Source organism: Pseudomonas sp. ACM7 (assembly GCF_004136015.1).
GTDB classification, from domain to species: domain Bacteria; phylum Pseudomonadota; class Gammaproteobacteria; order Pseudomonadales; family Pseudomonadaceae; genus Aquipseudomonas; species Aquipseudomonas frigoris.
Map to the genome: position 1 here is coordinate 5,126,066 of NZ_CP024866.1, position 19,828 is coordinate 5,145,893.

General features: G+C 61.3%; 15 protein-coding genes and 2 pseudogenes. 10 read left to right on the top strand and 7 right to left on the bottom strand.

Features of this window, described 5'->3' with window-relative positions; all coding sequences use genetic code 11:
- A pseudogene (locus CUN63_RS32365) lies at nucleotides 1–226 on the top strand (group II intron reverse transcriptase/maturase); the annotation flags it as partial.
- 87 nt (nucleotides 227–313) lie between these two features.
- Here CUN63_RS32365 and CUN63_RS24420 read toward each other — a convergent pair.
- From CUN63_RS24420 to CUN63_RS24430, 3 genes are all read right to left on the bottom strand, one after another.
- Nucleotides 314–727: a VOC family protein gene (locus CUN63_RS24420; RefSeq protein WP_129443194.1), complete on the bottom strand. Its 414-nt coding sequence runs from the start codon at nucleotides 725–727 to the stop codon at nucleotides 314–316.
- 197 nt (nucleotides 728–924) lie between these two features.
- On the bottom strand, nucleotides 925–1,527 hold the full coding sequence (locus CUN63_RS24425; protein ID WP_256657584.1) for a TetR/AcrR family transcriptional regulator: 603 nt from the start codon (nucleotides 1,525–1,527) through the stop codon (nucleotides 925–927).
- Nucleotides 1,514–2,365: a 3-hydroxybutyryl-CoA dehydrogenase gene (locus CUN63_RS24430; RefSeq protein WP_129443196.1), complete on the bottom strand. Its 852-nt coding sequence runs from the start codon at nucleotides 2,363–2,365 to the stop codon at nucleotides 1,514–1,516. The genes CUN63_RS24425 and CUN63_RS24430 overlap by 14 nt, the downstream gene beginning before the upstream one ends.
- Before the next feature lie 165 nt (nucleotides 2,366–2,530).
- Between CUN63_RS24430 and CUN63_RS24435 the strand changes: the two genes are divergently transcribed.
- A complete protein-coding gene (locus CUN63_RS24435; protein ID WP_129443198.1) occupies nucleotides 2,531–3,550 on the top strand; it encodes an AraC family transcriptional regulator in 1,020 nt (339 codons plus the stop codon).
- Nucleotides 3,547–5,361, top strand: a complete 1,815-nt coding sequence (locus CUN63_RS24440) for an ABC transporter ATP-binding protein (protein ID WP_129443200.1) — start codon at nucleotides 3,547–3,549, stop codon at nucleotides 5,359–5,361. Before CUN63_RS24435 ends, CUN63_RS24440 begins: the two co-directional genes overlap by 4 nt.
- Nucleotides 5,362–5,484: 123 nt before the next feature.
- Here the strand turns inward: CUN63_RS24440 and CUN63_RS32370 are convergent.
- Nucleotides 5,485–5,725, bottom strand: a pseudogene (locus CUN63_RS32370) (alpha/beta hydrolase); the annotation flags it as partial.
- Between the two features lie 557 nt (nucleotides 5,726–6,282).
- Between CUN63_RS32370 and CUN63_RS24455 the strand changes: the two are divergent.
- Nucleotides 6,283–6,864, top strand: coding sequence for an antibiotic biosynthesis monooxygenase (locus tag CUN63_RS24455; RefSeq protein WP_129443202.1), 582 nt, complete (start codon nucleotides 6,283–6,285; stop codon nucleotides 6,862–6,864).
- An 88-nt stretch (nucleotides 6,865–6,952) separates the two neighbouring features.
- Here the strand turns inward: CUN63_RS24455 and CUN63_RS31750 are convergent, their stop codons facing one another.
- The 3 genes from CUN63_RS31750 to gspG form a co-directional block, all read right to left on the bottom strand.
- Nucleotides 6,953–7,555, bottom strand: a complete 603-nt coding sequence (locus tag CUN63_RS31750; protein WP_256657585.1) for a hypothetical protein — start codon at nucleotides 7,553–7,555, stop codon at nucleotides 6,953–6,955.
- 146 nt (nucleotides 7,556–7,701) lie between these two features.
- Nucleotides 7,702–8,889 carry a type II secretion system F family protein gene (locus CUN63_RS24465; RefSeq protein WP_129443204.1) on the bottom strand — a complete coding sequence of 396 codons (1,188 nt, stop codon included), beginning with the start codon at nucleotides 8,887–8,889 and terminating at the stop codon, nucleotides 7,702–7,704.
- Nucleotides 8,890–8,901: 12 nt separating this feature from the next.
- Nucleotides 8,902–9,336: a type II secretion system major pseudopilin GspG gene (gene gspG, locus CUN63_RS24470; protein WP_129443206.1), complete on the bottom strand. Its 435-nt coding sequence runs from the start codon at nucleotides 9,334–9,336 to the stop codon at nucleotides 8,902–8,904.
- Nucleotides 9,337–9,368: 32 nt separating this feature from the next.
- Here gspG and CUN63_RS32380 point away from each other — a divergent pair, with 32 nt between their 5' ends.
- The 6 genes from CUN63_RS32380 to CUN63_RS24495 all read left to right on the top strand — a co-directional run bounded on the left by CUN63_RS32380 (nucleotide 9,369) and on the right by CUN63_RS24495 (nucleotide 19,821).
- Nucleotides 9,369–9,494, top strand: coding sequence for a hypothetical protein (locus CUN63_RS32380; protein WP_256657586.1), 126 nt, complete (start codon nucleotides 9,369–9,371; stop codon nucleotides 9,492–9,494).
- Nucleotides 9,495–9,528: 34 nt separating this feature from the next.
- Entirely contained in the window at nucleotides 9,529–10,137 is a 609-nt protein-coding gene (locus tag CUN63_RS24475; RefSeq protein WP_129443208.1) for a lytic transglycosylase domain-containing protein, read from the top strand.
- Between the two features lie 445 nt (nucleotides 10,138–10,582).
- On the top strand, nucleotides 10,583–16,408 hold the full coding sequence (gene mnxG, locus CUN63_RS24480; RefSeq protein WP_129443210.1) for a manganese-oxidizing multicopper oxidase MnxG: 5,826 nt from the start codon (nucleotides 10,583–10,585) through the stop codon (nucleotides 16,406–16,408).
- Nucleotides 16,409–16,564: 156 nt separating this feature from the next.
- Nucleotides 16,565–18,517 (top strand): cytochrome D1 domain-containing protein, encoded by a 1,953-nt coding sequence (locus CUN63_RS24485; protein WP_129443212.1) that lies wholly within the window; start codon nucleotides 16,565–16,567, stop codon nucleotides 18,515–18,517.
- Nucleotides 18,518–18,529: 12 nt separating this feature from the next.
- Nucleotides 18,530–19,186 (top strand): SCO family protein, encoded by a 657-nt coding sequence (locus CUN63_RS24490; protein ID WP_129443214.1) that lies wholly within the window; start codon nucleotides 18,530–18,532, stop codon nucleotides 19,184–19,186.
- Entirely contained in the window at nucleotides 19,183–19,821 is a 639-nt protein-coding gene (locus tag CUN63_RS24495) for an SCO family protein (RefSeq protein ID WP_129443216.1), read from the top strand. Before CUN63_RS24490 ends, CUN63_RS24495 begins: the two co-directional genes overlap by 4 nt.
- The last annotated feature ends 7 nt before the right edge of the window (nucleotides 19,822–19,828 follow it).

The window sequence follows — 19,828 nt, forward strand, 5'->3', positions numbered from 1 at the left end:
CTGCGTCGTCTGGCGACAATGGAAGCGGCCCTCAACGAGGGCACGTAACTTGATGCGCCTGGGGCTTAGCGAAGCTCGCGCCTGCAAATCAGCCTTCAATGGCCGAGGCCCATGGTGGAGCTCAGGCGCATCTCATATGAATCAGGCGCTGCCGAAGAAACTATGGGGTCAGCTTGGGTTAGTTTCGGTACTGGATACGATAAACCGGCTTAGCCGCATAGCTTGAACCGCCGTATACGGATCCGTACGTACGGTGGTGTGAGAGGACGGCGGCTGTAAAGCCGCCTCCTACTCGATCTTGAGAAAGTGAGTTTCACTGATCCTTTTCGCAATTCACCATCCACGAGACACCAAACCGATCAACCAACATGCCGAAGCGAGCCGCCCAGAACGTGGTTTCCAGTGGCATTTCAACCTTGCCGCCGTCCGACAACGCAGAAAACACCCGTTCAGCCTCCGCAATGCTGTCGACATTCAGTGAAACCGAACAGCCGCTCATTTCGTCAGAGGGGCGATCAGGTGTTGTGTCCGAGCCCATGATTGCCTGATCGCCCACCAGCAGGCGGGTGTGGATGATCAGGTTGTGGTAGTCCGCCGGAAAGTGCTCGCGTGCGGGGCTTTCGCCGAAGGTCATCATGACTTCGATCTGGCCTGGCAGGCTTTGGGCATAGAAGGTGAAGGCGGCTTTGCAGTCGCCGTTGAAGATCAGGTAGGGATTGATTTTCATGCTTTGCTCCCGGTAACGAAGAGGCGAAGAGAGGCCGAATTCACCTCAGGCTCCGCAGTGATTGGGCTCCCTTTAGCAAAGCGTTAGATGTCGTGATTGGCAGGAATCGTTTAGATGTTTTTTCTATTGAAGCGGCGTGGCTTATGGCTTCCGGCGCCTGTGTCGATCCACGGTCACGGGGATATCGTCCTGGGTCCTCAAGCTGCTGCGCGTGGAACCGAGGGGCGTAGCAAACGTTCGATGGCTCCACTCACCAGACTCTCCAACAGCTCAACGCGCTCTCGCTCATCCAGCGAATGTTGCGCCAACCAGCCGGGTGCGCTGTTGAGTAAGTTTGCGATTGCATGTCCGGCGGCCAGCAGACCCTGTTCACTGAAGCGGGACCGGGCCCCGAGCATCAGCAACAATTTGCGCTCGTATTGCTCGCGCAGCTGCCGAACCCGTTCCTGTTGCTCTTCATTCAGGCAGCCGCTGTCACGCTCTGCCAGACGAAAATGCCAGGGCATCTCCTGATGCAGGTTCAAATGCGCTCGGATCAGGGCATGGAGTTTGTCACGTTTTGCCGGCGCCTTTTGCTCGATCCGCCCCAAGGTTGCCAGCAACTCTTCGTAGAACTCTTCGATCAGGTCGAGCAGCAAGTGCTGTTTGCTGGGGTAATGGTGATACAACGAGCCGGGAGCGAGCCCCAGGCAGGTCGCGAGCTCACGCATGCCGACCTGTCCGAAACCTTTGCAGGCGAACAGCTCCAGCACCTTGTCCCGGTACTCGGCAAAGCGCGAGCAACGCTCAGGCATAGGCATGGAAGCCACGCCCCGTTTTGCGCCCCAGGTAACCGGCGGCGACCATTTCCTTGAGCAGTGGAGCAGGGCGGTACTTGCTATCGTTGAAGCCCTCGTAGAAGGCTTCGAGGATCGCCAGCACGGTGTCCAGGCCGATCAGGTCCGCCAACGCCAACGGCCCGATTGGCTGATTGCAGCCCAGGCGCATGCCGGCGTCGATATCTTCGGCGCTGGCCAGGCCTTCCTGAAACACCAGGATCGCTTCGTTGATCATTGGCACCAGAATCCGGTTGACCACGAAACCCGGACGGTTGCCCGCGGTGATCGCGGTTTTGCCGAGAGTGGTCGCCATGTCCAGCGCCAGGGCGTGGGTGGCGTCGCTGGTTTGCAAACCGCGAATCACCTCGATCAGGCCCATCACCGGCACCGGGTTGAAGAAGTGCAGGCCGATGAAGCGCTCAGGTTGGCTGACACTGGCAGCGAGCTGGGTAATGGACAGCGAAGACGTGTTGGAGGCAATCACGCAATCGTTGCTGACCTGCGCGGCGATCTGTTGCAGCACGCGCAGTTTCAGCTCGAGGTTTTCGGTCGCGGCTTCGATCACCAGTTGCACGTTCAGCAGGCTGCTGTAATCGGTGCTGGTACGGATCTTGTCCAGGGCGGCGAGTTTTTGCTCTTGCGTCAGCGTTTCCTTGGCAACCTGCCGATCGAGGTTTTTTTCGACGGTCGCAACGGCCTTTTGCAGGGCTCTCTCGGAGATGTCGAGCAAGGTCACGTTAAAACCGGCCAAGGCGCAGACTTGCGCAATGCCATTGCCCATGGTGCCCGCGCCGATCACGCCAATGTTTTGCAGATTCATGTTCTGTCCTTCCGATCAAATCCCGCGATACCTTGGCCGCCGTAGTGGCCTAAGGCGTACTATTGGCCGCGAGTCTAGAGCCGGCAGGGCGGTTGTCCTATGCCGAAACTGTTCAACGGCACTGGTGTTTTTTGCCATTCGGGTGATGGGGAGAGAAGCGTTCACATGCGGGAAAAGGACTCGGTTTCCGCCTACTTCGTGCAGGCAATGATCCATGGGCTGGGAGACAATCCGCAACGTCAGAGGGCTGCGCTTGAACAGGCCGGCATTGATCCGGCGTTGATGGAGCAGCCCACCGCGCGTGTACCGGCGAGTGCGTTTGCCGCGTTGTGGTTGATTCAGATCCGCGAGCTCAACGATGAGTTCTTCGGGCTCGACTCCCATGGCATGCCGCCGGGCGGTTTCGCCCTGATCTGCCGGGCATTGATTCAGGAACCAGACCTGCACAAAGCCATGCGCCAGTGCCTGGCCAATTTCGCGCTATTCCTCCACGACTTTCGCGGCACGCTGACGGTGCGTGGAAAACGTGCGGTGATCAGCTTGCAAAACCACTCGCCAAACAGCGACGTCAGTCGTTTGGGCGAGGAGACGTTTCTGGTGTTGATGATCAGTCTGCTCTGCTGGCTGGGTGGCCGGCGCATCCCCATCGACCGCGCAGACTTTCGCCATCAGCGTGTGTCGCTCAGCGATGACCGTTTGCTCTGGGGACCGAACCTGACCTTTGGTGCCGAGCGTACCGAAATCGAATTCGCCAGCCACTACCTGCGCCTGCCGGTGGTTCAGGATCTGGCATCCCTGAAAGTGTTTTTGCGCACCGCGCCGCAATGGCTGGTGATCCGTTTTCGCAATCAGCACGGCCTGGCGTCGCAGGTCCACCAGCGCCTGCGTAACAGCCATTACAGCCAATGGCCGACCTTGCAGGCCTTCGCCCTGGAACAGCACCTGAGCCCCAGCACCTTCCGCCGTAAGCTCGAACGGGAAGGGTGTTCGTATCAGGAGATCAAGGACGAGGTGCGGCGTGCCGTTGCCTTCGAACAGCTGCGCCAGAGCCGAGCGAGCATCAGTGACATTGCCGAGCAGCTTGGCTTTCAGGAACCGAGTGCGTTTCACCGGGCGTTCAAGAAGTGGACGGGAGAAAGTCCGGGACGGTATCGGGCGAGGTATCAGGTGGAGCTCACGGAGTGAACCCTGTTCTTGATCGTTTCACATCATTACTCGACCAGGCGAGACGCGCCTTGCTGCTGGTCTGGGCAACGTCTCGCGGACTGTTTCTGGGATTGGTACTGGCTACGCTGATCGCCGGCGTACTTCCTGCACTAGCCGCGTGGTTAGGCCAACGTATCGTCGATGCGGTCGTCACCGCCATGCAGTTGCACGCGCAACAGGGCAGTGCGCCGTTGTGGCCGGTCGTGCGTTATGTGCTGTTTGAAGCGGGCGTGCTTGCGTTGCTGTCCGGGACTCAGCGTGCGCTGTCGGTCCAGCAATCGCTGTTGCGGGTGCAGTTGGGGCAAAAGGTCAACACGATGATTCTGGAGAAGGCCCAGACGTTATCGCTGGTGCAGTTCGAGAATTCCGAGTTCTACGACAAACTGGTTCGGGTGCGCCGCGAAGCCTCGACCCGGCCATTGGCGCTGGTGATGAAGTCGTTGGGGCTGATCCAGAATCTGATCGTGTTGATCAGCTTCGGCGTGTTGCTGGTGCATTTTTCGCCTTGGGCGCTGGTGTTGCTGGTGATCGGCGCGTTGCCGGTGTTCTTTGCCGAAGCGCATTTTTCCGGTGATGCTTTCAGACTGTTCACTCGCCGTGCGCCAGAAAGTCGGCAACAGACTTACATCGAAACGCTGCTCTCCCACGAGGGCTACATCAAAGAGGTCAAACTGTTCGGCTTCGCGCCGCTGCTATTGAAACGTTATCGCGAGACGTTCGCGCGGCTCTATGCCGAAGACCGGCGCCTGACGCTACGTCGAGATAGCTGGGGATTTGTCCTCGGTCTACTGGGCACCGGCGCGTTTTATCTGGCGTATGCCTGGGTGGTGGTCGATACCGTCCATGGCAACATCAGCCTCGGGCAGATGACCATGTACCTGGTGTTGTTCAAGCAGGGACAGACGGCGGTGAGCAGCAGCTTGAGCGCCATCAGCGGTCTCTACGAAGATGGCCTTTACCTCTCCAGTCTTTATGAATACCTGGCCGAACCTGTTGTGGCGGATACCGGCAACCTCTCCGTGGGCGCGGTACCCGGCGATGGCCTGCGTTTCGAAAACGTCGGCTTCCGTTATCCGGGTGCCAGTCGCGCTGCGTTGGAAGGCATCGATCTTCACCTTGTGCCCGGGCACAGTGTGGCGCTGGTGGGGGAGAACGGTTCGGGCAAGACCACGCTGATCAAATTGCTGACTCGGCTGTACCGTCCTGATCAGGGCCGCATCCTGCTGGACGGCAGCGATCTGCAAGCGTGGGAAGAAGACGCGCTGCGGCGGCGCATCGGGGTGATTTTTCAGGACTACATCCGCTACCAATTCTCCGTCGGCGAGAACATCGGTGTGGGTGACACGCTGGCGTTCAACGATGAACAGCGCTGGCAGGAGGCCGCAGCCGAGGGCATGGCCGCGCCCTTCATCGAGGGGCTGGATCGAGGGTATGCCACGCAATTGGGGCGGTGGTTCGCCGGGGGGCAGGAGCTGTCCGGCGGGCAATGGCAGAAGATCGCGTTGTCGCGCGCCTACATGCGGCGCAACGCCGATATTCTGATTCTGGATGAGCCAACTTCTGCACTCGACCCGGCGGCGGAAGCGGCGGTGTTCGAGCATTTCAGTGAACACACCGAAGGCCGGATGACGTTGCTGATTTCTCACCGGTTTTCCAGCGTGCGCAATGCGGACCACATCATCGTGCTGGACCATGGAGCGATCCTTGAGCGGGGCGATCACGACAGTCTGGTGGCCGCGGGCGGGCGCTATGCGCAGTTGTTTGATTTGCAGGCCCGCGGTTACCGATAGATCTCAAGACTCCCGAAAAATCCGCGTAACCGCCGGCCCGGCCATTTGTGTTGGTTTTGTATTCATCAAGCCGTCGAGTGCCTGGCGATACTGGGTACCGCCCCGGCTCATGCTGTTGTTGTGCGTACCACCAGGCATGCAGGCTTTGCCCGGCCTTGAAGCTGGCGGGTTTGATGTCGAATTCCTGAACATCCTTCGGCAGACCGCGATACCAACCAGCGTTGCCCGGCTCAATACGAAACAGCAGCTCGCGCTCTGTGTACTTGAGTACGCCGCAGCTCACCGGCAAGCCGACAATTAGCACGGCCATGCACAGCAGCGGCAGCCAGCGTCGGCCCAAGCGGCTCATCAAATTCGAAAACATGCAGGGGGCCGGAGGATGAAAAGGAAAGTTCGGGTTTTAACAGAAGCGTGGGGAAAGGTGGGGATAAATTCGACAGTCGTATGAATGGCCCGGATCAGTCGGTGATGCTCAGGGCCTCATCGTCGGAACGCCGCCCGGAGCAAGCTCGCTCCCACAAGGGACCGCATTTCAGTGTGGGAGCGAGCTTGCTCGCGATGAGGCCATTCCTGCCCATACATCTTCGAAGCCGTGCGCAAAGCCGCTCGCGATTACCTGAAGGAACTCGGGGATGGCAGTAAATTGTCCATCCTCTTTCGGGTGAATATGGATGGGGTGGCGAATCTGGCGACGGCTGTGAATTTTCCGGCGCGTATCTATACCGTCGTGGGAAGGAAGAGCGGTCTCTTATGAAGCCGTTTTTTTTGCCTGGAAGAAAGCTGATGGCCAGGAGAAGCTGCTTAACTACAGCGTGGCCGAAGGGCTGTTCGGCTTGCTGCTGTTGATTCTGTTCAGCAGCCTCTTCATCGCCGGGCCGAAACGGCCGGTGCTCAATGTCCGTTTCACCGGAGCCTTGCGTGATGCCCGAATCCAATCGTTTCGAGGAAGTCGTGACCCTGATCGTCAAACACCGGGTCAAGGCCGGTTTTGAAGTGCCTTACGAAGCCTGGCTTCGACACATCGTGGGTGTGGCGGGGCAGAGCGAAGGGCATTTGGGCGTGGACGTGATTCGCGGCAAGAGCGGCGGCCTGGATATGTTCACCTGCGTGCTGCGTTTTTGCTCCACCGAGGCGATGCAGCGCTGGCTCGATTCGCCGCAACGGCAAGCACTGGTCAACGAAGCCACGCCAATGCTGGCGGACGGTGATCAGACTGAGGTCAGTCCGGTTAATGAATTCTGGTTCGCCCCGCAGGCCGAAGCGGGATCGCCACCGCCGCGCTGGAAGCAGGCCGTGGTGACGTTGTTGGTGATTCTGCCGCACACTTTGCTGGTGCCGCTGATCTGGGGGCCGTTGCTGCAGCTCAACGCTTTCCTCTCCAATTACATCGTTGCCACCTTCCTGATCACCCTGACCATCGTGCTGTCGGTGGTGTACCTGTTCATGCCGATGGCGACGCGATTGTTCGCGCCCTGGCTGTCCCGCTCCGTTGATAGTCGCTGACGTTATCGGCGGTTAACACGATCCATTGTAGGAGCCGGAGCAAGCTCGGCTCCTATAGTGATATGTGTTGTTTGGGCATCAGCGGTTGTCAGGACTTTTTGTCATCGCCAGGCTCGCCACCAACATGCACACCATGGTCGTCACCCGGTTCACCGCCGACATGCACACCGTGGTCGTCACCCGGCTCACCGCCGACATGCACACCGTGGTCATCGCCAATTTCACCGGAGCGATGCACGCCGTGGTCATCGCCGATTTCACCGGAGCGATGCACGCCATGATCATCCCCCGCTTCGGCATGAGTGCCGCTACGCCCGGAGGACGATGAGGCTGAATCGCCGGAATGACCCGAGCCATGGTCGCTGCCACTGTGACCGCTGCCACTGTTGCCGCCACTTCCGCTTCCGCCGTGACCACCGCCATTGCCGCCGCCACCGCTTCCACCGCCGCCACCATTACCGCCGCCACCGCCACCATTGCCGCCGCCACCACCACCATTGCCGCCACCGCCACCGCCACCGCCACCGCCGCCACCGCCACCGCCGCCTCCACCACCGCCTCCACCACCGCCACTGCCTCCGTCTTTGGCTTGAGCACTCGACATACCGGACAGGCTATCCGGTATCAGAACGGTGGATGCCGACAGAACTGCGCCAATAGCCACTGCGAGCAAAAGCTTTTTCATGTGCATATCGTTCTCCGTCTTCTTATTCAGCTTGGAACGTTGATGAATGCAACTTGCTACCTGATTCAGTGGGTAAACACCTCACCGTACGGTTTTATTCAGTTGTCACGTCGATGAGTTCTGAAACGTCCAGCTCGACCCTGTTCCAGGGGTCAGTGAATACTCGAGGCCAGCTCGAAAATCGGGATGTACATCAGGATCACGATCACCCCGATCAGCAGGCCGATGAAGGTCATGAGCAAGGGTTCGAACAGCCGCACGAACCATTCGATCCAGCGGCTGATTTCTTCGTCGTAGAAGTCGGCGCTGCGTTCCATCATTTGCCCGAGGTTGCCGGACTGCTCGCCAGCACGCAGCAAGCGCAGGGACACCGGTGTCACGAGGTGATTGAGTTCCAGCGCGGTCGATAGCGACTGACCCTCGCGCACCCGTTCGCAGGCCTGGTCCAGACGCGCGCGGGAGGCGACGGTGAGCAGGCCGCGAACCATGCCCATGGCGGTGACGAGGGGAATCCCGCCTTGCAGCAGAATCCCCAGCGAGCGGTAGAAGCGCGCCAGTTCGTACATGAAAATGCGTTGATGGACCGCCGGGAGTTTTTCAATCACACGGTCCAGGCCTCGACGAAAGGCCGGTTGGCGCTGGAGGAAAGTGAGGGCGACGATGATCGCCAGCAATGCGCCGAAGAATTCGCCCTGATGGGTGTGCAGGAACATCCCGCTGCTCATCAGGATCTGCGACAGCCACGGCAGGTTCGAGCCCAGCCCTTCGAACACCAGGCTGAAGCGCGGCACCACGTAGCCCATCAGAAACAACACCACGCCACCGCCCACCACCAGCAACAGCAGGGGGTAGATCGAAGCGCTGACGATTTTTTGCCGAACCTCGTCCATGCGCTGGCGATAGCTGACATAGCGGCCCAAGGCGTCGCCCACGGCGCCGGTCTTCTCGCTGGACTGCACCAACGCTACGTAGAGCGGAGGGAAAACCGCCGACAATTGGGCCAGTGCCTGGGAGAACGATTTGCCTTCATAAAGCAGGCGCACCAGTTCGCTCAAGGTCTTGCGGGCCTGGGGCGCGTTCTCTTTTTCCGCCAGGCTTTCCAGCGCATCGATCAACGGCAGGCCCGCATTGAGCAGCGTCGTCAGTTCCTGGCTGAACAGCACCAGGTTGAAGGTCTCGCGCTGTCGAACCCGCAGCGCACGCCAGTGACGCTCGGCGTACAGGCTGATCACCCGATAGCCCTGGTCTTCGACGATGCACCGGGCTTCGCTGTGGCCGAGCGCCTCGACGGTCATCGAGACGACGCCGGCCTTGCCAACGGCTTTGAGATGAAAACGCATGATCGCCTCCCGTCATTGCCAGCTGGTGACTTCGGCGTTTTCGCCTTCGCCGCCGGGTTGTCCGTCCTTGCCCATGGACAGCAAGTCGTATTCGCCGTTTTCGCCGGGGCAGCGATAGCTGTAGTTACGGCCCCACGGATCCTGCGGGAGTTTTTTCTGCAAGTAAGGGCCGGTCCATTTGGTTTCATCGCTGGGCGCGGTGACCAGCGCCTGCAAACCCTGTTCGGTCGACGGGTAATGACCGACCTCCAGACGGTACAGGTCCAGTGCCTTGCCCAGGCCTTCTATTTGCGCCTTGGCAACCTTCACTTCGGAGCGGCCCAGTTGGGCGAAATATTTCGGCGCGACGATGCCAGCCAACAGCCCCAGCACCACCAACACCACCAACAGTTCGAGCAGGGTGAACCCGCTTTGAGCACGCGGGGCGGAACGCAAACGCTGATTCATGATGACCTCACACAGTCGGCAGAAGGGTCGCCATGAAGGCTTATGCAATTGCCATGCACATGCCGGACATTCTTCTGCAACCCCTGAATTACGGGCCTGCGCGCATCCGGCACAGTGCTTGCGTATGGCTGGTTTACTACCGGCCATTGGGGCATTAGCCCCATTTTTCGGGGCCGGGCAGGGAGGTAAATAATGAAAACACTCACCACAGGACTGCTCGGTCTGCTGGTGCTGACCGGCGTCGTACAGGCCGATGTGTTCGTTTCCGTGGACGCCAAGGGCAGCTACGTTCTGTCCAATGTCCACCATCCCGGCCGCACCTATGAACGGGTGATTCACGAGCCAGAATCCACCCGGGTCAGCACGGATCAGCAACCCCAGATGATTGCCCGGCAGCCCTATGCCGAGCTGGTTTCGGCGGCTGCCACGGCCAATCAGTTACCGGCGGCGCTGTTGCATGCCGTGATTCAGGCCGAGTCCGCCTACGACTCCGGTGCCCGGTCACCCAAGGGGGCTGGAGGGTTGATGCAATTGATGCCTGACACCGCCCGGGAGTTGGGGGTGAAGAATGTCTACGACCCGAAAGCCAACATCCAGGGTGGCGCCAAGTACCTGAAGCACCTGATGACCCTGTTCGATAACGACATCAGCCTCGCCGTGGCGGCCTACAACGCCGGGCCGCAAGCGGTGCTCAGCCGTGGCGGGGTGATCCCGCCGTTCGCCGAAACCCAGCGTTACGTGCCCAGTGTCTTGCGCCAATACCGACGCTTGCAGGGCCTGGCCGCGGATGCGCCGCTGTGATTGGGGGTTTCCCCCATATGTGGGGCAACCCGATCCGTACCGCCGACCGAAGACCGCAATCGTCCTGTAGCAGCTGTCGAGCTTGCGAGGCTGCGTTCGGCGCGGGCCGCGTTCGGACGCAGCCGTCGTGAGATCCGCCAACGCGGTGTTTCAGGAAAACCTCACGTTCAGGTTTTACGACGGCTACGCCGCCGAACGCAGCCTCGCAAGCTCGACAGCTGCTACAGAGCCGAACGCCGACTTCGACGGTTGTTACGAAATTTGCGTTTTGGGGGAAGTTTCTTCAGCCCGAAAAGTGGGGGGAATAGATGGGGAATATCCCCCGAGTTGTTAAGTCGTTTATGTAACAGTTTGAAAAATAACTAAATTATTTATGGCATGCGGATTGCTCAAGGGGATTTGTCGAGATTTATTCCAAATGAGTACCACAGCGAGGCCCGTGATCATGACCGGCATACCCTACGCTCCGTCCTTGTTAAATCTGCTGCTGTTGGTGGCATCGATGCTGGGCATCGAGCTGGTCGAAGCGGCCGTGCGCTGCGAGCGTAATCTGGTGGCCAACGTCGTGGCCTTGGATCAGCCGCTGATGTTCAACCGCCTCGGCGCGCAAAACGTCAACGGCATGATGTTCGCCCTGCGCCGCGATGTGGTCGATGACCACGAGATGTCCCTGGCCCAGGGCGGGGCGGCGGTGCCGGGCAAAGTCTCGCTGCGGCCCGACAAGCGTCCGCGTCCACTGGTACTGCGCGTCGCTGCCGGTGACTGCCTGACCATCAACTTGCAGAACTTGCTCGCCTACCAGGCCAACCCCGGCAGCCATGAAAACGGGGAGGAGGGTGAGGGTGAGATTGAGGGCGAAGTCGCCATCGGCAACGTAGACCAATTCAAGGTCGATGAGCAGGTCACCGACCGCCACGTCGGCTTCCAGGTCAATGGCATGCAAGCGGTCAACAGCATCGACGACATTGCGTCCTATACCGGACGAAACGCCAATACCTTGATTGCCCCCGGCGCCACCCGTTCCTACACCTTGTACGCCGAGCGCGAAGGGGCGTTTGCCGCCAGCAGCCGCGGCGCGACCTTCGGGGGTGAAGGGGATGCGGGCAACGTGGCCAACGGACTGTTCGGCCAAGTGGTAGTGGTGCCCAAGGGCGGCCGCACCTATCGCAACACCGTGACCGAAGAAGAAATGCGCCTGGCCAGTGTCGGCCGCACCCCGGCCGGTCAACCGATCGTTGATTACCAGGCGCGCTACCCGCAGCGCGAACCGTGGATCCGTGAAGGCAAGGCCGGCCTGCCGATCATCAACATGGTCAACGGCAATGAAATCATTTCCAGCGAAAGCGACGCGATCGTGATGGGCAGCAACGCCGACGGCAGCTTCCCGCCGTCGACCTATCCGCTGGAAGCCATTGGAAAACGCAACCCGGCGATCCCGAATCGTCTGGAACCGTTCCGCGATTTCGCCTCGCAGTTCCAGGATGAAACTGCCGCGACCCAGGCGTTCCCCGCTTACTGGGCGGACCCGGTGATGGCCCACGTGCTGGAGCCGACTCGCGACTCGTTCATGATCAACTATGGCTCCGGAGGCATGGGCGCCGAAGTGGTCGCCAACCGTTTGGGCGTCGGGCCGATGCACGATTGCCTGTCCTGCGCCTATGAAGAATTCTTCCTCAGCTCCCACACCGTCGGCGATGTGGCCATGCTGGTGGACGTGCCGGCCAACGCCGGCCTGGAAAATATTCGTCCCGGTGAAACGCCGAGCGCCGATCAGATCGGGGTCAAGGCGACCATGGCGCTGTACCCGTCCGAGCCGTCCAACGTCAACCACAGCTACATCGGCGACTTCATCAAATTCCGCAACACCCACAACGGTCACGAGCAGCACATTTTCCACCTGCACGGGCACCAGTGGTTGTTCAACCCCAACGACGACAACTCAGACTATGTGGACGCCCAAGGCATCGGTCCGGGCGCCGGTTACACCTACGAAATCGCCAACGGTGGGTCGGGCAACCGCAACCGGGTCGCGGGCGATGCGATCTATCACTGCCACTTCTATCCGCACTTTGCCCAAGGCATGTGGAGCATGTGGCGGGTGCATGACGTGTTCGAAGAAGGCACCAAACTCGAGGTGTCCCAACAGGGGGGCGACGGTTATCACAGCGAACCTTATGCACTGCGCAGCGGTAAACCAGCGGCAGGCGCCCGCGCCTTGCCCGATGGCGAGATCGTTGCCGGCACACCTATTCCAGCCGTCGTGCCCCTGCCAGGCAAAGCCATGGCGCCGATGCCGGGCAAAGTCGCGGTCGTGCCGAAAATCGGCGAAACCCTGGTGGCCGGTGGTGACGACGATGACGAGGAGGATGACGACAGCGAACATCACGGCGGTAACGGCGGCGCTAGGGCCATCGGTTCCCTGGCCCTGGTGGATCGCAGTGAAGCCAACCGCAATGCTGACGGCAGCTTGAAAAACCCTGGCTATCCGTTCTGGATCGGCGGCATGGAAAGCTCGGTCGGCCAACGCCCACCGACCCCTCCGCTGGACATGCTCGACGCTGCCAAGGCTCAGGCCTTGAAAACCAGCGGCAACGCCTTGTGGGCCAATCTCGACCCGGCTCAGTCCGGTGGCTGGGATGGCGGTTTGGGGCGCCATTCTCTGGACGGCTTCTCCTCCGGTGGCCAGGCGCACACCATTACCACGTCCCTGGATTTCTCCAAGGAAGTGACGCGCGCCAAGCCGATTTACATGCCGGAAGAGGGCACCGAAGTCGAACAGGCGGCCATGGCGTTCCACGCCAAAAAAGACCACCCAAGCTTCGCCGTGCTGCCCGGTAATCAAATCGTGGCGCGCAGCTTCCGCACCAACGGCGCCTTGCCGATCGCGGGCGCACCGTATTACGAACCGTGCATGGATGACCGGCAAAAACGCCTGACCAGTAGCGCCGGCACCGGCGAGTTCAACAGCGGTGAGCGGGTTGATGGCATGTCCTTCAGCGGTTCCTCGACGTTCACCGCCGACCGTCCACGGGTCTATAAAGCCGCGAACATTCAGTTCGATGCGGTCTACAACAAAGTCGGTTACCACTTCCCGCAAGCGCGCATTCTCGCGCTGTGGGAAGACGCCTGGCCGGTGATCAACAAGCAGCGGCCGCCAGAGCCTCTGGTGATGCGCATGAACACCTTCGACTGCGTGCAGTACCAGCAAACCAACCTGGTGCCGGCCACCTATGAAATGGACGACTATCAGGTGCGCACGCCAACCGACGTGATCGGCCAGCACATTCACCTGCCGAAATGGGACCTGACGGCTGCTGACGGTTCGGCCAACGGCTGGAACTACGAAGACGGCGTACTTTCCCCCGGTGCAGTGCAAGAACGCATCCACGCCATTCGCGAGTTCAACCAGTGCCAAGGCACCGATCCTCGTGACGGCACGCCGACCTGCCCGAAAGCCAAGGCTCACCCGTTCTTCGGCCAATACGGCCGGGCCGACTGGGTTGGCGCGCGCACGGCGATGCAGCGCTGGTTTGTCGATCCGGTGGTGAACGCCAAAGGCGTCGACCGTGGCCTGGGAACCATTTTCACCCACGACCACCTTGGCCCATCGACTCACCAACAGATCGGTCTGTACGCCACCGTGTTGGCAGAACCGGCCGGTTCGACCTGGTTCCACGCCGAAACCGGCGAGCCGTTGTACAGCGGCGCGCGGCAGGACGGCGGACCCACTTCGTGGCAAGCGGTGGTGTCCACCGGTGACTTGGACGGCGACGGCAAGAACGACAGCTTCCGTGAGTTCTTCCTCGAATACAGCGACTTCCAGCACGCCTATGAAGCCGGTGTGTACGTGGGCGCCGGTCCTAACGGCGTGCCTAATCCGCAAGCCTTCCCGGCCACGGCTGACAGCTTCCGCTACGCGATCAACCCACCGGTGCGAAAAGAAGCCGAGACCCTGCTTGAACAGGTGGTCGAAGCCCGCGGTGGACTTATGCCCGGTTGCCCAAGCCGGCCATGCCCACAAGCTATCTCGGTCGATGACCCTGGCATGTTCGTGGTCAATTACCGCAACGAACCGCTGGCCCTGCGGGTGTACGACCCGAACAAGGTCGGCCCGGACGGCAAGCGTGGTATGCAGGCCGACGGCCTCGGCGGCGACCTGGCGTACGCCATGCAAAGCCGTACCGACCGCGCCATCCCGGCGATGAACCTGGCGCCGAACCTGGTGACTGCAGCCACCGGCCCAACCGGCGGAACCACGCTGTTCCCGCCACACATCAACCGTGGCGGCGCCGAACCGGGTGACCCGTTCACTCCGATGCTGCGCACCTACACCGGGGACAACGTCCGGTTGCGGGTGCATGCCGGTGGTCACGAAGAAGAGCACAACGTGACCCTGCACGGCGTGAAGTGGCTGCAAAGCGGTTCCGGTTATGGCAACAGCTCCAACTCCGGCTGGCGCTCGTCGCAGATGCTCGGGATCTCCGAGCAGATGGGCTTCAATGCGCCGGTGTCGATGATCTCCAGCGCGGCCGCGACCACCGGGGATTACCTGTACTCGATGGACGCCTCCCTGGAAGGTTACTGGAGCGGGATCTGGGGCGTGATGCGCAACTACACGGCCCAGCGCAGCGACCTGTTCGCGCTGCCGAACAACGCGAAACCGGCCGGTATGCGCAACACCGTGGCATTCGATGGCATCTGCCCACGGTACGGCGCCAACCCTAACGGTATCGGCACCCGGCCGACGCCACAACGCAACTATGAAGTGGTCGCGGCGCTGGCCAACGACATCCTGGGCAATCCGCTGAACCTGTCGATGGCCGATCCGGCCGGTATCGGGCAACACGTCGGCGGGGCGTTGAAGCCGGCGGGCGGCACCCTGGTGTACAACTCGCGGGCAGTGAGCATTCCTCAGGTCACGGTGACCGACCCTGTGGAGGGGACCTTCACCATCGGCGGGCAAAGCGGGCCATTGCATGATCCGACGGCGATCCTTTATGTGCGCAAGGGCGACCTCGATCCAATCACCGGCAAGCTCAAACCCGGTGTGCCTGTCGAACCGCTGGTGCTGCGTGCGGCGGCTGGTGACTGCATCAACATCACCCTGGAAAACCGTCTGCCCATGGTGATGCCGGACCTGGCTCAGACGGCTTCGGTGATGGGCATGGTCAAGCGTGACCGCAACGATGGCGAGGGCTCGACCACCTTCAGCAATAACCTGATGCGGCCGTCCAGCACGGTGGGCCTGCACGCCCAACTGCTGGCGTACGACATCACCAAATCCGACGGGACCAACGTCGGCACCAACCCGATCCAGACCGTGCCACCGCGTGTTGGCAATGTTGGGGCGTACCCGACGCGGACCTATCAGTACTACGCCGGGCACCTGGAGCGTGAAGGCAAACCGGTCACGCAACTGGGCCGCAGTGTCGACAATATCAATGCCACGGCGGTGGAATTCGGCGGGCTGAATTTCACCCCGGCGGACGTCATCAAGCAGCCGCAAAAAGGCCTCGGTGGGGCGATGAGCATCCTGCCGGTCGGCGCCACCTGGGTTGAAGACACGCGCAAAGTAAATGCCACCGTCACTGCACCGGGGCAAAGCACCTACCGCGATTTTGCGATGGTCTGGCAGAAGGCGTTGAACATGCGCTGGGCCAATGGTCGTCCGGTGGAAGGTATTGCCTCGGAGGCCGGTGTACCGACCGATCCGCAGGACAACTCGAGCATGGCCATCAACTACAAGACCGAGCCGATGTGGTTCCGCTTCGGTCTGCCACCGGATGCGCCGTTCGGCCACGCCGACGGCCATGGTTACGGCGACGTGCCTAACGCGCACATGGCCTTCAGCAATGCGCTGGTGGGGGGCGATCCGCAAACGCCGGTGCTGTATGTGAAACCGGGGCAACCGTTCCGCACCCACATTCTGATGCCGACCGGTGGCAGCCGTGGTTCGACCTTCCAGTTGGACGGTCACGTCTGGTCGGTCAACCCGTTCCAGTCAGAGAAGAGCGACTCCGGTGGCTATCCGATGATGACCCCTGGGGTGGGTTCGGTGCGGTTCGGCTACAACCCGATGTCGATGTACATCGGCGCCCGCGAAAGCATTCTGCCGGCGGCGCATTTCAGCTTCATGCACCCGAGCGCCGGGGGCAGCAATGCAATACCGGGCGACTACCTGTTCCGAGACTACGGCGCTTACGGCAGCACCGCCGGGCTTTGGGGATTGCTGCGGGTGACCAACGAACCTGAACCGGCTCCGGTTCCGTAGGGCAGGGAAATAACGCAATACCTGCGGGAGCGAGCTCGCTCGCGATGAGGCCAGCACATTCAACATTGATGTCGACTGTCAGACCGCTATCGCGAGCAAGCTCGCTCCCACAGGGGCGCGTTACGGCAGGCTCAGATTAGAAAGGGGAGAAACGATATGAACAGGACCATCATAGTGGCCGCTTGGGCGCTGGTTGTAGGGTTGGCGCTGATCGGGCTGGGGGTATGGCGCGCGTCGCAGCCGATTATGCTCAACGACGTGGCACTGCCGAAGACCTGGAGCAAAAACACGCTTGAGCGTGACGGGGTGTCGGTGGCGCTCGAGGTGCGGCCGCTGGCGCAGGACGGCGTGCTGCGCGAGGGCGAGTTCGCCGACGTGCGCTTTCGGGTCACCGACAGCGCTTCGGGCCAGCCACTGTCGGGTGTCGCCCCCGGTGCCTGGCTCGATCCGGAAACCGTCGCCGCCGACCAGGCCCAGGGCCGCGCACACAGCTGCAAATCCCGGGTCGGGGTGTTTCTGAAATCGAGCATCGGCGCGCGACCGTTGCTCGATCTGAACAGCTACTTCCTGCTGGTGATGAACCGCGATGCCAGCGTGTCGGTGGTCGACCCGTCGGTGTCGGTGGGCGGCATCACCAGCACGATGGCGCGGATCGACATCAAGCAACCGCCGATGGATTGGGTCACGCCCCGTGACAACAAGCGGGTGTTCGTCTCAATGCCGACCGCCGATGAGATTGCGGTGATCGACAGCGAGCAATTCAAGTTGATCGACTCGGTGGCTGCCGGCAGCAACCCGGTACGACTGGCATTGCAACCGGATGAGCGTCTGCTGTGGGTCGGCAACAACGCGAAATCGCCCGAGGCGTCCGGGGTGACAGTGATCGACACGCGCAGCCTCAAGACGCTCAAACACCTGGCCACCGGTGCCGGGCATCACGAAATCGCTTTCAGCAAGGACAGTCGTTTTGCTTTCGTCACCAACCGCGATGACGGGACGGTGAGCCTCATCGACATCGCCAGCCTGACCATCAGCAAGCAACTCAAGACCGGCTCGCACCCGTTGTCCGTGGCGTACTCGCCGCTGTCCCAGGCGGTGTATGTCGCCGATGGCAAGGACGGCACGGTGACCGTGGTCGACACGACCAGCCTCGCAGTCCGGCGGGTGATCAAGATGAAACAGGGCCTGGGCCCGATGGGTTTTAGCGCTGACGGTCGCTTCGGCATCGTGCTCAACACCCTGGAGAATCAGGCCTCGGTTATCGATGCGGCCACCGACTCGTTGATCCATGAACTGGACGTGTCCGCCGAGCCCTATCAAGTGGTGTTCACCAAGGCCTACGCCTACATTCGCGGACTGGCCTCGGCCAAGGTCACGATGATCAATCTGTCGTCCTTGGGTGAAGGCCGCACGCCGATCAGCCAGGGCTTCGAAGCGGGGCCTCAGGCGCCACGGCTGGCCGGTGACCTGCCGCTGGCATCGAGCCTGGCGGTGTCGCGGGACGATAACGCGGTGTTTGTGGTCAACCCGGTGGACAACACCACCTACTTCTACGCCGAAGGCATGAGCGCGCCGATGTCCGGCTACCCCAATCGTGGGCAAGTGGCGCGGGCGGCGATGGTCATCGACCGCAGCCTGCGCGAAGTCGAGCCGGGGCTGTACAGCGCCCGGATCAAACTGCCCGCCGCCGGACGTTTCGACGTGGCCTTCCTGCTGAACCAGCCGAACATCATCCATTGCTTCACGGCTTTGGTTGAGCCGGATAAAACCCTCACCCGTCACCCGGGTGTGCCGAAGGTGGAATTCATGCTCGGCACGTCCACGGCCGCGCTAGGTAGTCTTTACGTGGTGCGTTTTCGCATCGTTCAGGGCAAGCAGAAGGCACAGCGCAGCGGGGTCAAGGACGTTCAGGTGCGCTACTTCCGGGCCCCGACGTCCCGGGTCCAGCAAGTCGCCGCGCTGGAAGTGGGCGACGGCGTTTATGAAGCCCCGGTGACCCTCGACCAGAACGGCGCCTGGTACCTGCACGTACGCGCGGCCTCGCTGGGCGCGAGTTTCGATGACAAGACTTTTGCCAGCGTTCGGGTCCTGCCCGGCGATGCCCACTAAAGGAGTTTCGACATGAACCGATTCGCACACCGTGGACTGCTGACGTTCTGTCTGCTGGCCGCCGGTATCGGCCAGGCCCTGGCCCACTCGGCGGATGAACACGCCGGTCACGAAATGCCGGCCAAAAGCGCCCGTTCGGAAAGCGCCCAGGTCAAGTTCGCCGACGTGGCGCTGGTGGACCAGAACGGCAAAGCGGTGCGCCTGGAAAAAGACCTGGTGACCAACAAGATTGTGGTCATGAGCTTCATCTACACCAGTTGCACCACGGTTTGCCCGGTGGTGTCGTCGATCATGGGCAAGGTGCAAAAACAGCTGGGTGCCCGGGTCGGCGGCGAGGTGCAAATGGTGTCGATCAGCATCGACCCGCAGCGCGATGACGCCAAACGCCTGAGCGACTACGCCCGCCACTTCCAGCACGGCCCGGGCTGGAGCTGGCTGACCGGCAGCTCGCAGTCGATCAACGAAACCCTTAAGGGACTGGGCACCTTCAGCGGGGACTTCAAAAACCATCAGCCACTGATTCTGGTGGGTGACGGCAACAGCCGCCACTGGACCCGCTATTACGGCTTCACCGACCCGACGGTGTTGGCCCGTAAAGTGGAGAAACTCAGCGGTCAGCGCAACGTCCACGCCAAGCACACGGCCATCGCGATGGAGCAGCAGCCATGAGAGCCCTCGACTGGATCTCCCTGACGGTTTGCTTTTGCCTGTTCAGTTCGCTGGCGTTCGCCCACGAAGGGCACGAAGAGCCGGCACCGGCGGTGGCCGTCGTTGCCGCACCGCCCGGCTTGGTTACGGGCACTGGCACGCGCGATGCGAAAACCTGGTTCACCGACACGCCGTTGCAGGACCAGAACGGCGAGATCCTGCGGTTCTACAGCGACGCGCTGCAGAACCGCGTGGTGCTGTTGAACGTGATTTTCACCCGCTGCAACGATGCCTGCCCGTTGATCACCCGCAAGCTCAAGGAAGTGCGTGAGTTGCTGGGCGACAAGGCCGACGGCATCACCTTTATTTCCCTTACCAGTGATCCGCTGCGGGACACCCCGGCGGTACTCAAGGCTTACACCTTGAAGCAGGGCGTCGATGGCCCCCACTGGCTTTTTCTTACCGGCGACAAGGCGCAGATGGACCTTGTATTGGGGCGCATCGGCCAGATCGTGCCGACCCCCGAGCAGCATTCAACACAACTGATCGTGGGTGACGTGGCCAACAAACGCTGGAGCAAAATCCGTCCCGATGCCCCGGCCGCCGCCATTGCCCAGCGCTTGCAGTTGCTGACAATGCCCGTGGCCGGTCGTTGAGCCCGCG

What these genes read in the sequence shown, in the direction of transcription:
- CUN63_RS24465 (WP_129443204.1), bottom strand. Translation starts at nt 8,889, where the DNA reads ATGCGTTTTCATCTCAAAGCCGTTGGCAAGGCCGGCGTCGTCTCGATG.
- CUN63_RS24495 (WP_129443216.1), top strand. Translation starts at nt 19,183, where the DNA reads ATGAGAGCCCTCGACTGGATCTCCCTGACGGTTTGCTTTTGCCTGTTC.
- CUN63_RS32380 (WP_256657586.1), top strand. Translation starts at nt 9,369, where the DNA reads ATGAAGGCTTATGCAATTGCCATGCACATGCCGGACATTCTTCTGCAA.
- CUN63_RS24485 (WP_129443212.1), top strand. Translation starts at nt 16,565, where the DNA reads ATGAACAGGACCATCATAGTGGCCGCTTGGGCGCTGGTTGTAGGGTTG.
- CUN63_RS24420 (WP_129443194.1), bottom strand. Translation starts at nt 727, where the DNA reads ATGAAAATCAATCCCTACCTGATCTTCAACGGCGACTGCAAAGCCGCC.
- mnxG (WP_129443210.1), top strand. Translation starts at nt 10,583, where the DNA reads ATGACCGGCATACCCTACGCTCCGTCCTTGTTAAATCTGCTGCTGTTG.
- CUN63_RS24430 (WP_129443196.1), bottom strand. Translation starts at nt 2,365, where the DNA reads ATGAATCTGCAAAACATTGGCGTGATCGGCGCGGGCACCATGGGCAAT.
- CUN63_RS24490 (WP_129443214.1), top strand. Translation starts at nt 18,530, where the DNA reads ATGAACCGATTCGCACACCGTGGACTGCTGACGTTCTGTCTGCTGGCC.
- CUN63_RS24435 (WP_129443198.1), top strand. Translation starts at nt 2,531, where the DNA reads ATGCGGGAAAAGGACTCGGTTTCCGCCTACTTCGTGCAGGCAATGATC.
- CUN63_RS24455 (WP_129443202.1), top strand. Translation starts at nt 6,283, where the DNA reads ATGCCCGAATCCAATCGTTTCGAGGAAGTCGTGACCCTGATCGTCAAA.
- CUN63_RS24425 (WP_256657584.1), bottom strand. Translation starts at nt 1,527, where the DNA reads ATGCCTATGCCTGAGCGTTGCTCGCGCTTTGCCGAGTACCGGGACAAG.
- CUN63_RS24475 (WP_129443208.1), top strand. Translation starts at nt 9,529, where the DNA reads ATGAAAACACTCACCACAGGACTGCTCGGTCTGCTGGTGCTGACCGGC.
- CUN63_RS31750 (WP_256657585.1), bottom strand. Translation starts at nt 7,555, where the DNA reads ATGCACATGAAAAAGCTTTTGCTCGCAGTGGCTATTGGCGCAGTTCTG.
- gspG (WP_129443206.1), bottom strand. Translation starts at nt 9,336, where the DNA reads ATGAATCAGCGTTTGCGTTCCGCCCCGCGTGCTCAAAGCGGGTTCACC.